Source organism: Ruegeria sp. F11, from assembly GCF_056533855.1.
Genome location: NZ_JBQFOW010000020.1, coordinates 19253 through 32160 on the forward strand (window position 1 = coordinate 19253; position 12908 = coordinate 32160).

Sequence of the window (12908 nt, forward strand, 5' to 3'; positions counted from 1 at the left end):
AAGCATCCTGTTGTTCAGTTTGCGGGTTCTACGGAGGGGAAGACCCAGCTTCCGTCGATGACCTCTGGGCCCGGCTGATAAAGGCGCACGGCATAGTTCCAGCCATCCATGATCGGGAGACAGTTCACGCGTCCGTCGTCGCAACCGCCGAAATGCACGGTCACACTGCCATCATCATTCTTGGTGCCAGAGACCGAATTGACCACATACGAGTCGAGGGAATTGAGTTCAAAAAACCCGTCTGCATTATAGAGGCTCACGGACCAGAACGCGTTCACTGGCACATCCGCTGGGACCTGGATTTTGTATTCTCCAAGCGGCAGGCCGGGCTCGATATTGAGGTAAAAGGCCTCGTCTTCGGGCAGTCCACCAAAGCCGACTGCTGTGCCAAGGAAATGGCGTAATGGGTCTATATGATCTGCCGTGCCAAAAGTCCGGGCGCTGTCTGTGGCGAACCTGCCCAGCTCAACTGCGGCTTGGCGCAGGGCCTCAAAGCTATCCGCGTCGTAATTGGGCATCTCGAAGGGTGTCGCGGAGGCAGCATCAATGGTGAAACCGTCCTGAATTGCATTGACCGCCGCAACATCTTTGGGGCTCTCAGCATCCACCAGTATTCTCATGAAAACAAGCACGTAGGGGGTATGGAATGTACCCATGTCAAGCTGGAACACACCGCCACCGTCGAACACTTCATTAATAAAATGATCTTGATTGACCACCATCGTCGTCATGTATCGGTCGCCCACATCGGGCAGAGTCAAGGTTGCGCCTTTGCTGATATCAATTACCGCAACGCTGTAGAGCGTGTCGCGGTTCATCCGAATGGTGGGCTGATTGTCGATGGGGGTGGGTTCTTTGAAATGAAAGAACTGATTTACGCCTCCGGCCAGGCCATTGTACGTCTTCAGTTCGTTGTCTGTAGCAGCCCGAACAAAGTTGTTTATGGTAATGGGCACTTCGTATGTCTCTGCAAGTACATCGACCGTGGTATCAAAGCTCTGAGCGGTCGCTGTGCTTCCGATCAGAGCAGCTAAAGCAGCAAGTTTCCAGTGTTTGTGCGTGGGATTCATAGTTTGTCCGCTCCACTAGCCAATTACAGAAATGTATTGCTTGATGGTCCCGGCAGCTGATCAAATGCGCACTCTCGCGCCTCTCATTTTGTTGTTTTTGAAACGCTACAATTGAAGCCGTGGCCATCTCTCTCCAACAAACCACAAAGTTGGAATGTATGCCCTGACAGATTGGAGCGGCCACCTCCGAAAACTGGCCCAAAATGACAGGTAGCGGCAGCGCGCCGGCCAGCAACTAGATACTCTCTTTGTGTATTGACCCAGCGGCGGGCCTATTATTCATGTTGTGATGTCAGCCTGTTAGAGCGTACTCTCTGCGGGTAGCGTGGTTCCATTCGGTTGTGCCTCTACCAGCGGGCACCTGACCTTTTTACCTCAAAAAGTGACTTCAGCTTTGACGCAGGTCAGGGACACTGAGCCGCGCTGGTCTATGCTTGACCTGCCCGGCCTTTCAGTTGCGATACCTAAGGGAGTTATGATGACAGGGCAGGACGCGCATGCTCAACACAGAACACCACCGCTTACACGCGGGCGGGTCATCATCCCGCTTTTGCTTGCGTTTCAAGAATCCGGTCAATCTGTAGAAAATCTCCTTGCGGAATTCGATCTATCCTTCTCGGAGTTGAGCGCTCCGAGTTGTTTCATTCCGCACGACACTGTCTATGCCGTGTTTGAAGCCGTCGCACAAAAGACATCCCCAGACTTTCCAGCACTTGTTGGTCAAACTTCAGATCCGACGATTGCATCCCCATTCGGACAGGCCTTTCGCGTCGCAAAATCGCTGGCTGATTTCATTGCCAGGTTCTGCGTTCATGCGGGAAACAATACAAATGCGGTCACCATAACACTTGATGTCTCTGGCGAGTTCGCCGTGCTGTCCGCCAAACGCAGGTTCACGCCATGCTGTTCGCCCGCCTATATGGATGCGTTTCAGATCAGTCGATGGGCTACGTTGCTGCATGAAACCGCAGGCCAACGTTGGGAGGCGAATAAGGTTCTTGTGCGGGTGAACCGTCCTGATCTGCTCCCGTCTTACTTCTACGGTATCCGGGCGGTAGGCGCGGGCACAGACGGGTATTCCATCCGCTTCCCAAGTGCCTGGCTTTTGTTTGAACTGGTTAACCGAACTGCGACCGATTATGTGTCGACCACTCAGGACGACAAAAACCCTGTGCCTACAGACCTGTTGAGTTCGATCCAAAGCGTTGCCAATTCAATGGTCGGACGCACGGACTTGTCGGTTACAACCCTCTCCAAAGCATGCGGTTTTCGAGGCGCGGTTCTCAACCGACGGCTTGCTGCCTATGGAACATCACTGTCTCGCATCGTCATCGAAGCCAAATGTGACCAGGCAAAATACTTGCTTTCCAAGTCTGAATTGTCGGTGGGCGATATCGCTGCTCAGTTGGGGTATTCTGACGCTACCGCAATGACACGGGCCTTCAAGAAATGGACGGGTCAGACACCGTCGGAGTTTCGCGCCCGTGAAATGAACTTCGCTAAGGCATCTGTTCCGATACTCGACCCGGTCGAATGCAATTGTGAAACGTAACAGGAATACGACGCGGCTCATCTTTTTGCCGCGTTTCAAACTTGGGATTGAAATAAGGGGAGCAGGTCATGGAATTCACACAGGTAAGGAGTTTCTTGGGCAGCTTTCTGGTTGCGTCGACTACGCTGCTCTACGGATCTCCAGCAGTGGCTCAGGACTCTAGTTGGAGCTTCTACGGCAGCTTCTACATCTATGGCGCGGATACCGAGACAACCATTGGCCCCTTGGAATCGGAACTGAGCTTCAGCGACGCACTTGAGAATCTGGACCTCGCCTTTATGGGCACAGTTGAGGCGCGACACGGTCGATGGTCACTGATCGCAGACTATATGCGCACATATCTGACATTTAAAGGCGACACCCCTGGCCCGGTGTTCAGCGGCGCAGAAACCAGCCTGAAGACACAGTTCTTCAGCGGGTATGCGGCGTACACGGTCTATCAGGACCAAGCTCTGGGTGTGGATCTCGGGGGTGGGTTTCGTTGGTTTGATACCAGCAGCACAATCACTCTAGTTGGTGGCCCGACCACGGCACTAAGTTCAAAATCCAGCGGCGATTGGGTCGACCCCCTGATTGCAGCCCGTATCCGGTATCAGATCAATGACCGCTGGTCGGCAATTGCCTTGGCTGACCATGGCGGATTTCGCTCAAATCGCGAAACGGCGCAATTTGTAGCTACCATAGGTTATGCCGTCACTCCAAAGTGGAATTTGCGCGCAGGTTATCGCTACATCATGGTCGACAAAGGTGAAGGTGACAGCAGTTTCAAGCTCTCACAATCCGGACCCGTGTTGGGTGTGACATACAGCTTCTGAGTAAAGGTATTATGCGAAAGGTGGCCATGCCGAACACAAACAGGTCTGAAGTGTCGAAGTTGCGCCAAGACGCGAGCAGCGATTCTGACATGTTGGGGCCAGGCAATTGCAGCCGGATGCGAACAGTCGGACAAAGGCAATTGAGGCAAGGAACGACGAGGCGACTGATTGCCAGAGCTTTACCTGCGGCAACCGTGTGTTCGTTCTGTGTCCTTGCGGCCTGCGGGCCAAATATCTATGACGAAATTGAGCTGATGCCCTCCCCAACGGTCTATGCCGAAGCTGCTTTTGACCCTTACACGGACATCACGGCAGACAATTTCGTGCAACGTTCGCAGCTATTCTACGCCACAGATCGGCTGCCGGCGGTTCCCGGCGACCCACAAGCCTATTACAACAATGAGCGCGGTCACATTCTGCGCACCGGCGTTGCCGATGTGCAAAGCAACCCCCCGCTGGCGACGTTGGAAAAGCTTCGCCACGTTACTATGACGCGCGACCGCGCTAAGGACTACACGCTCAGTTTATCTGACGTACAAGAGATTGGTATCATGCCGTTCAGCGTCACGCGCTACATGAACGATCCACCTTCGCAACAGGAGATGAAAGCGGCCGGTCTTCGGTTTGCCCAACGGGTTGACGATCAGCTTGCAGCTTCTCGCAACAAAGACGTTTTCATCTATATACATGGCTACAATGTCGATTTCGATTACTCGACCCTTGTTTCCAAAGAGTTGCAGCACTTTTTGGGCTATCAGGGCGCTTTCATCAGCTACAACTGGCCCGCTACACCCAAACGCCTGGCGTATTTTCGGGATCAGGAATCTGCATTGGCGACGCGTCGCAATTTGCGGTCTCTTGTCGAATACCTGTCGGCAAACACCAACGCCCGACGCATTCACCTTATAGGATACAGCGCTGGGTCCAGGCTCGCATTTGAAGCCGCCTATCAGATTGCTTTGCAGCCTGAACCAAAGCCGCGGCTGGGACGGCTGATCCTGATCAGCAGCGATCTTGATCGAAGCTACTTTTTGCAATCGATTGAAGACGGCCTATTGGATGCCGTTACAGATGTGACACTCTATCAATCGCAGACCGATTCAGCGCTGGCGATGTCGCGGTTGGTCTTCGGTCGCGACCGTCTGGGTCAGGTTTCCGATGAAGCCATAAATGGGTCTCTGTTCCAGCGTCGACTGTCTGAGATGAAAACCCTACACATCATCGACGTGACCGAGGCCGAAGCGGCCGATACAGGAAACGGGCATTGGTACTTTCGGTCTTCGCCCTGGGCCAGCAGTGACCTGTTCATTTCTCTGCTTACGGAGCGAGATCCTAAAGCGCGCGGGCTTGTGCGTGCTCCCGGCGAAGCTGTCTGGAGTTTTCCACCGAATTACCCTCAGATACTACAACGTTATCGAAATGGCAGATAGCACTTTTATTCCAAGGGGTTAGAACCACTGGAACCAGATTTTGATTATATTTTATGAGACTCACAACGCACCTAGAATGCTCAGCGCAAAGCTGACGTTTGAGTAACGCGCAGCACCGGTGGAAGTGGGGCTTGCCACCGACCAACGCCGCGCGATAGACGGACACCCGCTTTGATATGGCGAACGGCAAGGCCGTTCGCCAAGGTGGCTTAGATATCGGTGCGCTCAGCGATGCTCAAAGCATCTTCGAGTTCAACGCCCAGGTATCGGACAGTGCTGTCTACCTTGGCGTGACCCAGTAGCAGTTGTACGGCCCGGAGGTTGCCAGTTTTTCGATAAATCTCCGCTGCCTTTGTTCTGCGGAGCGAATGCGTACCGTATCCGCTCGGCTCAAGTCCGATTGCCGTCACCCAGTCGCGAACGAGCCGTCCGTACTGGCGGGTCGAGATGTGCGGGCGGTCATGGAAACGGCTGGGGAACATGAAACGACACGCAAACATCTCGGGCGATTTGACCCAAACCAGGACAGTTTCGCGCGTGTTTTCTGTCAGTTCGAACTGGACCGGTCGCTTGGTCTTGCTTTGGATGACAGAGACGCGTTCGCGAACGCGACCATCCTTCACCAGATCAGACACAGCCAGTTTCACCAAGTCACAACCGCGCAGCTTGCTGTCGATGGCGACGTTGAACAAACAAAGGTCGCGCAGGTTACTGGCTAGTTCGAGCCGTGCCCGGATCGCCCAAACCTGTTTAGGCAACAGGGGCCGCTTCTGACCGATGATGCGGCCTTTGTTCCATGCTTTTCGTTTGGGGGTGACTGCGGGTAGTTGGACTCTTGGCATGATTTGCTCTCCGATCCCCCCTCCGCGCCCTTCATCAGCACCGCGCTGACGGGACAATTTTACAGTTGGAGCGAAGCGCTGGAGTCAGAGATGCATGAGGTTTGTCATCGCCGCTGGATCAATAGACAACTCAGAGCCCAATGTATCAGATGCCGCGCGTTGCATGAGTACCCGCTTACTGACTCAAAATACGAACTCCCAACGCACCCAGAAAGAAACCAGCTATGCGATCAATGATCTTTGATGCCTTAGCATAGAGTTCGCGGATACGTCTGATCGAAAACATGGTTGCAACCAAGCTGTACCAGATGAATTCATTTAAGAAGATGACTGCCAAGACCAATGCAAGCAGCAAGGGTGATGGAGATTGGGGAAGAAGCGTTGTCAATATCGAGCCCATGAATATTACAACTTTTGGGTTCGAAAGCTGGATCAAGAGCCCCTTGTTGAATGCTCCCAAGCTGGTCTTCGCCGCGACCGTGTGGTCTCCGACTGTATCAACAATCCCATCACTACGAAGCAGTTTGAACGCAAGAAAAATTAAGTACAGCGCTCCGGCTGTCTTTACAATGACATACACCCACGGCACCGCTGTAAAGAGAATTCCTAACCCAAAGATTGCAGCGAACGCCCAGATAATTGAGCCGACGCCGAAACCGAGCGCATTGGCAACACCTGCTTGCCGAGATACGGAAATTGATGTCTGAGTGACTACGATGAGACTTGGGCCAGGGCTGATGACAGCGAGCAGATGAAACAGCCAGAAACCACCCAAAACCGCTACGATGCTAAGACTGTCCAAACCGAAATCCTCTGATTAACTCAATCCGAACATCGCACCCGCCGTACAATGTGTCCACTGCCCAAAGCAGACCTTGTTCGCAGTACATTGAACGGTAGCCTCGTCCGCGTATCGCGCATTGCCTGATAAAGTTTCGCTGCGCTCAGCACAAATGGTCGCCCTTGTCGCCGCAGCGCCGTATTCAAGATGATGCCAGTGCGGCAAAACTCGCGCTGCGAGCGCGCGCAGCGAGAAAATCGAATTCTCAGGTTGGGCTCTTTGCGGCCATCGGAGCGAATGCAGCATCTCGGACGGGTAATCGCCATGCACTCCGGAGGACGGCCCTAAGCCGACTTTGAGCACTTCATTAGATTTCGCAGCCGCAGCCCGCATTCCGGCCATTCGCTGCACGCGCGAAATCTAAAAAGCCCGCCGACGGGGATCGCGTAAGAAATTCGACAAATGGCCTCTGGTTGTGAATGCCGATTGCATTTGTACATTCTAAATTGGTCGTCGAGTTTGACTATCCCGAGAAATATCGAAGCGCTCACAGAAGAGCTCTTTCATTTAGTCAGAACGACGAAGGAGTGCATGCGCTAATGACTTTGCAGGGTGCGTCTCCAGCATTTCGAAACCTGTGTGGCAATATGCTTGAGAAGTAGTACGCGTCCCCGGGACCCAGAATCCTGGACTGCCCATCTACCGTCACTTCAAGACGGCCCTCTATCACAACCGCACATTCCTCTCCTTCGTGCGACAGTTCAGATCGACCCGAGTCGGCACCGACATCGTACTCTTCTATGAGCATCTGGAGCTTTCTGTCTCGGCGCTCACCTGCGACAAGTAAATAGGAGACTCCGGGTGATCCTAGGTCGCGCATTCTTTCGTGCGGGTAAAAAAACGACTCCTCGTTTTGCAATTCAAAACTGAAGAAAAAGCCCAAATTGACGTCTACTGAGGCAAGGATCTTCTTTAGCAACGCCACAGATGGTTGGGTCGAACCGCTTTCGATTTGAGAAATCGTTCCGCTACCCACTCCCGCGCGTTTGGCCATTTCGCGTTGACTGAGGCCTTTGGTCGTCCGAATCAGCTTTAGACGACGGGCTGTTTCGAGATCTGATGACAAAACCGTTACTCTAGTGCTTTCTTGCTTTGGATCGAAAGCATTCTAGGGGTGCAATGATTTTTTTCAATAACTTACAGATTAAAATAAAACCGGATGTGCGGAAGGTCTTAACTCTGCAAGGATTTGTCATCAAATGAAAATCTTCTTCACGAGGAATGAACGTGCTCGATCAACCCAACACAATGTCATCGTTTTGGATGCCGTTTTCGGCCAATCGTGATTTCCTTCGCGAGCCCCGAATGATCCAAGCAGCCGAGGGGATGTACTACATCAGTTCTGATGGTCGGAAGGTCATGGATGGCACCGCTGGACTGTGGTGCGTCAACGCGGGTCACCGTGATCCGCTGATCGTTGAAGCGGTACAGAAACAGGTGCACGAGCTGGATTACGCACCAAACTTCCAGTTCTCCCACCCTCAGGCATTTGAGTTGTCGGTCAAACTGACCGCGATGATGCCCGAGGGGATGAACCACGCATTCTTCACCAACTCTGGCTCCGAGTCTGTCGACACGGCGCTAAAGATAGCGCTGCACTACCATCGAATGCGCGGCGATGGGGCGCGTACGCGCTTGATCGGGCGCGAGCGTGGTTATCACGGCACAGGGTTTGGTGGCATCTCGGTTGGCGGTATCGTCAAGAACCGCATGCATTTCGGCGCGCTTCTGACCGGCGTTGATCACCTGCGTCACACGCATGATCTGGGCAAGAACGCATTCTCCCGCGGCTGCCCACAACACGGGGCAGAGCTGGCAGACGATCTGGAGCGTTTGGTTGCTTTACATGACGCCTCGACAATTGCGGCTGTGATCGTCGAACCAATGGCCGGTTCGACCGGTGTTCTCCTGCCGCCGAAAGGATACCTAAAACGACTGCGTGAGATCTGCGACCGCCATGGCATTCTGCTGATCTTCGACGAAGTTATCACTGCATTCGGTCGCTTGGGGGCAGCGACGGCGTCAGAGTATTTTGATGTAAAGCCAGACATCATCACGACCGCCAAAGGCCTGACCAACGGTGTCATCCCGATGGGTGCGGTCATTGTATCCGACAAGATCTATGACTCGGCGATGGAAAACGCCGATGCGCCGATTGAGCTGTTCCACGGTTATACCTATTCTGCCAATCCGGTGTCTTGCGCCGCCGCGCTGGCAACGCTGGAGAGCTACAGGGAGAACGATCTGTTCCGCCGCGCTGCATTGCTGTCGCAGCCCTGGGAGGATCAGCTTCACAGCCTCAAAGGTCTGCCGAACGTAATCGATATCCGCAATCTGGGATTGGTGGGCGCGGTCGAGCTTGCACCACGAGAGGGCGCGCCTGGGGCACGGGGTTATGATGCAATGAAACGAGCCTGGGACGCCGGAATAATGATCCGTGTCACAGGTGACATCATCGCCTTGTCTCCACCTCTGATCATCTCGGAACCCGAAATAACAAAACTTTGTCTAACACTTGGAGAGGTATTGGCGGAACTGCCATAACCCCTGACTTCTAACCCCAAAAAGGACTGACATCATGAAAGATGCATCCCCGATCGCTTTGATCGGCCACTACATTAATGGCCAAATCACTGCTCCATCCGGTGAGAATACTCAGCCGGTTTTCAATCCCGCAACCGGTGCGCAAACCGGCGAGGTGTCACTGGCGAACGTCCAGACTGTCGACGACGCAGTAGCCGCTGCCAAAGCCGCGTTCCCGAAGTGGTCAAACACACCGCCAATCCGCCGCGCCCGCCTTATGAACAACTTTCTGGCCCTGGTGCGCGAGCATAAGGACGATCTGGCACGCGCCATCACGGTTGAGCATGGCAAAGTGTTCACCGACGCCCAAGGCGAAGTTGAGCGTGGTATTGATATCATCGAGTTTGCCTGCGGTATCCCGCAACTCCTCAAAGGCGATTACACCGAGCAGGTCTCCACCGGAATGGACAACTGGACAACGCGTCAGGCGTTGGGCGTTGTGGCTGGGATCACTCCCTTCAACTTCCCGGTCATGGTGCCGATGTGGATGTTCCCGATCGCCATCGCCGCAGGCAATACCTTTATCCTGAAGCCGTCGCCGACCGATCCGTCCGCAGCGCTGCTGTACGCGGATCTGATGCAGAAAGCCGGTTTCCCCAATGGTGTGTTCAACGTCGTACAAGGTGACAAGGTCGCCGTGGATGCGTTGTTGGAGAACGACGACGTCAAGGCCGTGTCATTCGTCGGTTCGACCCCGATTGCGAACTACATCTATGAAGTTGGCGCGCGGCACGGCAAACGCGTTCAGGCTCTGGGTGGCGCAAAGAACCACATGCTGGTTATGCCCGATGCCGACATGAACAAGGCAGCCGACGCCCTGATCGGCGCAGCCTTTGGCTCGGCAGGCGAACGCTGCATGGCTATCTCGGTTGCTCTGCTGGTTGGTGATACTGCCGACAAACTCATGCCAGTTCTGAAAGAGCGCGCCGAAACTCTGAAGGTCAAGAATGGCCTAGAGCTGGACGCCGAGATGGGTCCGATCGTGACGGCTGCTGCGCGCGACCGGATCAAGGGCTATATCGACTCTGGCGTTGCAGAAGGTGCTGACCTGCTGGTCGATGGCCGCGACTATATCGTCGAAGGGCATGAGCAAGGCTTCTTCCTGGGCGGCACCCTTTTCGACAACGTCACACCCGACATGAAGATCTACAAGGAAGAGATCTTTGGCCCCGTCTTGTCCTGCGTCCGCGTCTCGAACTTTGCCGAAGGCCTGCAACTGATCAACGACCACGAGTTTGGCAACGGCGTGTCGTTGTTCACCCGCGACGGCAATGCTGCACGTGAGTTTGGCAAGCAGGTTCAGGTCGGCATGGTCGGCGTGAACGTTCCGATCCCGGTTCCGATGGCCTGGCACGGCTTTGGCGGCTGGAAGAAGAGCCTGTTCGGAGACATGCACGCCTACGGCGAAGAGGGTGTGCGTTTCTACACCAAGCAGAAATCCATCATGCAGCGCTGGCCCGAGAGCATCTCGGAAGGTGCCGAATTCGTCATGCCGACGGCAAATTGATCATCCGATCCAAGGAGTGAAGAACATGTTCATTGGTGTTCCCAAGGAAATCAAGAACCATGAATATCGGGTTGGCCTGACCCCCGAAAGCGTCGCGGAACTAGTCTCGCATTGTCACAACGTCATCGTAGAGACCAATGCCGGGACTGGCATTGGCGCAGATGACGACGCCTATCGCGCTGCCGGAGCCGAAATTGCTGCAACTGCAGCCGATATCTTTGCCAATGCAGAGATGATCGTGAAGGTGAAGGAACCTCAGGCCGTTGAGCGCGCCATGCTGCGTGAAGGTCAGATCCTTTATACCTATTTGCATCTGGCCCCCGACCCGGAACAGACCAAAGATCTGGTCGACTCGGGCGCTGTCTGCATCGCTTATGAGACCGTCACCGACGACAATGGCGGTCTGCCCCTGCTGAAACCGATGAGCCAGGTTGCCGGTCGCATGTCAATCCAGGCCGGTGCCAGCGCTTTGGAGAAAGCCAAGGGTGGTCTGGGCGTATTGCTGGGCGGTGTGCCCGGCGTGAAGCCCGGCAAAGTTGTGGTCATCGGTGGCGGTGTTGTTGGGTTCAATGCGGCCCAGATGGCCGTCGGCCTGCACGCGGACGTGACCATTCTGGACCGTAACCCTGCAGTTCTGGAGAAGCTGGAAAACCACTTCGAGGCCTCGGCCAAGGTTGTCTATTCAACCAAAGCTGCGCTGGAGGAAGAAGTCACCAATGCGGATCTGGTTGTTGGCGCGGTTCTGATCCCGGGCGCTGCTGCGCCCAAGCTGGTCTCGCGCGAGCTGATCTCGAAAATGAAACCCGGTGCGGTCGTCGTGGACGTGGCGATCGATCAGGGCGGCTGCTTTGAAACGTCCAAAGCCACCACTCACGCAGAGCCTACCTATGTTGTCGACGATGTTGTTCATTACTGCGTCGCCAACATGCCTGGCGCAGTCGCCCGAACCTCGACCTATGCACTGAACAACGTCACGCTGCCGCACGCTCTGGCTATTGCCAACAATGGCTGGAAGCAGGCGCTTGCAGACAATCGTCACCTGATGAATGGCCTGAACGTGGCCCACGGGAAGGTGACGTACAAGGCTGTGGCCGATGACCTTGGATACGAGTTCATCGCCCCGGAACTTTGCTGAACTGAAGCAAAGAAATGTCCCGCCGCGCGTAATGCGGCGGGACACACACCACTGAGGAGGAAACCTAAATGACTACGAAGATTAACCGCCGCGCCCTCGGCGCGATGGGTGGCGCTGTTTTGCTTGCTGCAACCACGATCTCAACAGCAGCCGCAGCGGAAGACATGACACTGCGCTTTGCCGGCGTGTTCCCGATTGACCATCAGGGCACGAAAATGATGGAGCAGGTCGCAGCGGATGTCGCTGCAGCAGACGTCGGCCTGAAGATCGAAGTATTCCCGGCAAACCAACTGGGTTCGGGTGAGGCGCTGTTCGAAGATGTTGCACGCGGCAATATCGACCTGGCATCGGCGTTCATCTATGCCGATACCGATCCACGCCTGGAATTCCTGTCCATGCCGTTCCTGCTGGGCGGCTGGGATGACATGGAAAGCACGCTTCTGAACATGGATTCCGAGTTCAACACCATCCTGCAAGAGATCACCGACGAATATGGCGTGCGCGTCATGGCGCAGAATCCGGAAGGGTTCATCGGCATCGTTTCGTCGCAAGAGCCCCAGAACTGGAATACTTTTGACGACAAGGGCATGAACATTCGCGTCTGGTCGTCCAGCGTTGTGAAGTCGATGGTCGAAGAACTGGGTTACCAGGCGACCACCATGGCATGGGGCGACATCTTCCCCGCGCTTCAGGCCGGCATTGTCGACGGAGCAATCTGCTGCACGAAGACCGCGACTTACTCGATCTTCGCCAAGTCGGATGTTGGCACCCATTTTGTCGAGTACAATTCGATCTCAGAGCTGACAACCTTCTATGCGTCGCAGCGGACACTCGACAAGCTGAACGACGATCAGCGCGCCGCGCTGCAAGCCGCGATGACCAAGGCGTCCGAAGACTTCTTTGCCTACAATCGTGAGAACGACGAAGTGTTCGGCCAGAAATTGCTCGACAAAGGCTACACCATCCTGCGCCTGAGTGACGAAGAACAAGCTGCGATGGCCGCTCATGTCCAGGAAACGGTCTGGCCAGCGATGGCACAAAACGTCGGTCAGGACATCATCGACCGCCTGCTGGCTGCAAGAGAACAGCAATAATCACTGAGAAAAGGGTCAGCTAATCAGTTGGCCCTTTTT

General features: G+C 54.7%; 11 protein-coding genes. 7 read left to right on the forward strand and 4 right to left on the reverse strand.

Going from position 1 to position 12908, the window contains the following annotated elements; genetic code table 11:
- Nucleotides 1-14: 14 nt before the first annotated feature.
- Nucleotides 15-1070, reverse strand: coding sequence for a DUF1214 domain-containing protein (locus ACR0NJ_RS19600; RefSeq protein ID WP_480818780.1), 1056 nt, complete (start codon nucleotides 1068-1070; stop codon nucleotides 15-17).
- A gap of 478 nt (nucleotides 1071-1548) precedes the next feature.
- Here ACR0NJ_RS19600 and ACR0NJ_RS19605 point away from each other — a divergent pair, with 478 nt between their 5' ends.
- From ACR0NJ_RS19605 to ACR0NJ_RS19615, 3 genes are all read left to right on the forward strand, one after another.
- Nucleotides 1549-2622 carry an AraC family transcriptional regulator gene (locus ACR0NJ_RS19605; protein ID WP_480818781.1) on the forward strand — a complete coding sequence of 358 codons (1074 nt, stop codon included), beginning with the start codon at nucleotides 1549-1551 and terminating at the stop codon, nucleotides 2620-2622.
- Between the two features lie 68 nt (nucleotides 2623-2690).
- On the forward strand, nucleotides 2691-3437 hold the full coding sequence (locus ACR0NJ_RS19610; protein WP_480818782.1) for an outer membrane protein: 747 nt from the start codon (nucleotides 2691-2693) through the stop codon (nucleotides 3435-3437).
- A 26-nt stretch (nucleotides 3438-3463) separates the two neighbouring features.
- Complete coding sequence (locus tag ACR0NJ_RS19615) at nucleotides 3464-4867, forward strand: alpha/beta hydrolase (RefSeq protein WP_480818783.1); 1404 nt, start codon at nucleotides 3464-3466, stop codon at nucleotides 4865-4867.
- Nucleotides 4868-5076: 209 nt separating this feature from the next.
- Here ACR0NJ_RS19615 and ACR0NJ_RS19620 read toward each other — a convergent pair whose 3' ends face one another.
- The 3 genes from ACR0NJ_RS19620 to ACR0NJ_RS19630 form a co-directional block, all read right to left on the reverse strand.
- A complete protein-coding gene (locus ACR0NJ_RS19620; RefSeq protein ID WP_480818799.1) occupies nucleotides 5077-5709 on the reverse strand; it encodes a tyrosine-type recombinase/integrase in 633 nt (210 codons plus the stop codon).
- Nucleotides 5710-5884: 175 nt separating this feature from the next.
- A complete protein-coding gene (locus ACR0NJ_RS19625; protein ID WP_480818784.1) occupies nucleotides 5885-6511 on the reverse strand; it encodes a LysE family translocator in 627 nt (208 codons plus the stop codon).
- Nucleotides 6512-7061: 550 nt separating this feature from the next.
- Nucleotides 7062-7616 (reverse strand): cupin domain-containing protein, encoded by a 555-nt coding sequence (locus ACR0NJ_RS19630; protein ID WP_480818785.1) that lies wholly within the window; start codon nucleotides 7614-7616, stop codon nucleotides 7062-7064.
- A 155-nt stretch (nucleotides 7617-7771) separates the two neighbouring features.
- On the opposite strand from ACR0NJ_RS19630, the gene aptA reads away from it, so the two are divergent.
- The 4 genes from aptA (at nucleotide 7772) to dctP (ending at nucleotide 12869) form a co-directional block, all read left to right on the forward strand.
- On the forward strand, nucleotides 7772-9094 hold the full coding sequence (gene aptA, locus ACR0NJ_RS19635) for an omega-aminotransferase AptA (protein ID WP_480818786.1): 1323 nt from the start codon (nucleotides 7772-7774) through the stop codon (nucleotides 9092-9094).
- A 34-nt stretch (nucleotides 9095-9128) separates the two neighbouring features.
- A complete protein-coding gene (locus ACR0NJ_RS19640) occupies nucleotides 9129-10640 on the forward strand; it encodes a CoA-acylating methylmalonate-semialdehyde dehydrogenase (protein WP_480818787.1) in 1512 nt (503 codons plus the stop codon).
- Nucleotides 10641-10665: 25 nt separating this feature from the next.
- The gene (gene ald, locus ACR0NJ_RS19645) at nucleotides 10666-11775 is read left to right on the forward strand and encodes an alanine dehydrogenase (RefSeq protein WP_480818788.1); all 1110 of its coding nucleotides are present in this window, start codon (nucleotides 10666-10668) and stop codon (nucleotides 11773-11775) included.
- A 104-nt stretch (nucleotides 11776-11879) separates the two neighbouring features.
- Nucleotides 11880-12869: a TRAP transporter substrate-binding protein DctP gene (gene dctP / locus ACR0NJ_RS19650; protein ID WP_480818800.1), complete on the forward strand. Its 990-nt coding sequence runs from the start codon at nucleotides 11880-11882 to the stop codon at nucleotides 12867-12869.
- Nucleotides 12870-12908: the final 39 nt, after the last annotated feature.

Excerpts from the sequence above, each read along its gene's own strand:
- ACR0NJ_RS19600 (WP_480818780.1), bottom strand. The coding sequence starts at position 1,070 with ATGAATCCCACGCACAAACACTGGAAACTTGCTGCTTTAGCTGCTCTG.
- ACR0NJ_RS19605 (WP_480818781.1), top strand. The coding sequence starts at position 1,549 with ATGACAGGGCAGGACGCGCATGCTCAACACAGAACACCACCGCTTACA.
- ACR0NJ_RS19610 (WP_480818782.1), top strand. The coding sequence starts at position 2,691 with ATGGAATTCACACAGGTAAGGAGTTTCTTGGGCAGCTTTCTGGTTGCG.
- ACR0NJ_RS19615 (WP_480818783.1), top strand. The coding sequence starts at position 3,464 with ATGCCGAACACAAACAGGTCTGAAGTGTCGAAGTTGCGCCAAGACGCG.
- ACR0NJ_RS19620 (WP_480818799.1), bottom strand. The coding sequence starts at position 5,709 with ATGCCAAGAGTCCAACTACCCGCAGTCACCCCCAAACGAAAAGCATGG.
- aptA (WP_480818786.1), top strand. The coding sequence starts at position 7,772 with ATGAACGTGCTCGATCAACCCAACACAATGTCATCGTTTTGGATGCCG.
- ACR0NJ_RS19640 (WP_480818787.1), top strand. The coding sequence starts at position 9,129 with ATGAAAGATGCATCCCCGATCGCTTTGATCGGCCACTACATTAATGGC.
- ald (WP_480818788.1), top strand. The coding sequence starts at position 10,666 with ATGTTCATTGGTGTTCCCAAGGAAATCAAGAACCATGAATATCGGGTT.
- dctP (WP_480818800.1), top strand. The coding sequence starts at position 11,880 with ATGGGTGGCGCTGTTTTGCTTGCTGCAACCACGATCTCAACAGCAGCC.